1 protein-coding gene and 1 pseudogene are annotated in these 912 nt (G+C 71.5%); both read left to right on the forward strand.

The annotated features are described in order from the left end of the window. The coding region (locus tag Q673_RS0118120) for a TIGR03749 family integrating conjugative element protein (protein ID WP_031217697.1) at positions 1-577 on the forward strand (577 nt) is incomplete at its 5' end. After that, positions 574-912, forward strand: a pseudogene (locus Q673_RS0118125) (TIGR03752 family integrating conjugative element protein); the annotation flags it as partial. The gene Q673_RS0118120 and the pseudogene Q673_RS0118125, both read left to right, overlap by 4 nt.

Raw genomic sequence — 912 nt, forward strand, 5'->3', positions numbered from 1 at the left:
GGGAGCCAGCAGCGAGGAGATCCTGGTGGTGGACAGCCGCGAGGCGTCGCCGGCCAGGGCAAGCGCGTCGCGCTCCCCGTCGGGTTCGACCTCGGGCAGCAGCGGGGCGCAGACGTCAGAGGCGTCACGGCCTTCGGCTCAGGCGTCAGGCCGGGCCGCTGCCACGCCGGTGCCCGTGCTGCTGACCCGGCATGCCGCCCAGTCCCTTTACGCGCCGCAGCGGACCATCGAGCCCCTGCGCGGCGTCTCTCGCGTGCCCATGCGGCTGCCTGAGTCGCTTGGCACCCTGCTGCCGTCGCTGCCGGTGAGCGCCACGCCTCTGGGCGCCTGGCGGCTCGATGGCTGGACGGTCACCGCGGTGAAGCTCGAGAACAACGATCGGCGGCGCGCCTTCGAGCTCGACCCGCGCTGGCTGCAGGGGGAGTTCTACTCCGCGACCTTCATGCACCCTTACCTGGCCCCGCGGGGCTCCGTGGAGGATACCACCACGGTCTTTCTGGTCACCCGGCGCGGCGGCCTGGACAGGGCGCTGATCCCGCTGGAGGAGACGGATAAGGCCGAGGAGGGCACCTCATGACTCTGCGCAGCAACACCCTGCTGAAGGTGCTGGTCCCGGCGCTGCTGGTGGTCGTGCTGCTGATCGTGGTGCGCGGCCTGAGCGGCGGCGGTGATGCCGGCACGGACGCCGAGACCGGGGAGGCTGACCCGACGCTGACCCTGAGCGACGACGAGCTGCAGGCGCTCGGCATCGAGGGGGATACCCCGCGGGACACCGTGGCCACATTGGTCGGCCACGTGCAGGCCATGCGTCGCGATCTGGAGCAGGCCCAGGCGGAAACCCAGGAGCTGCGCGACCAGAACGAGCGGCTGATGACCCGCAACCAGGACGTAGACGGCGCCATCGACGAGGCG

It is taken from the genome of Halomonas sp. PBN3 (genome assembly GCF_000475415.1).
GTDB classification, from domain to species: domain Bacteria; phylum Pseudomonadota; class Gammaproteobacteria; order Pseudomonadales; family Halomonadaceae; genus Halomonas; species Halomonas shengliensis.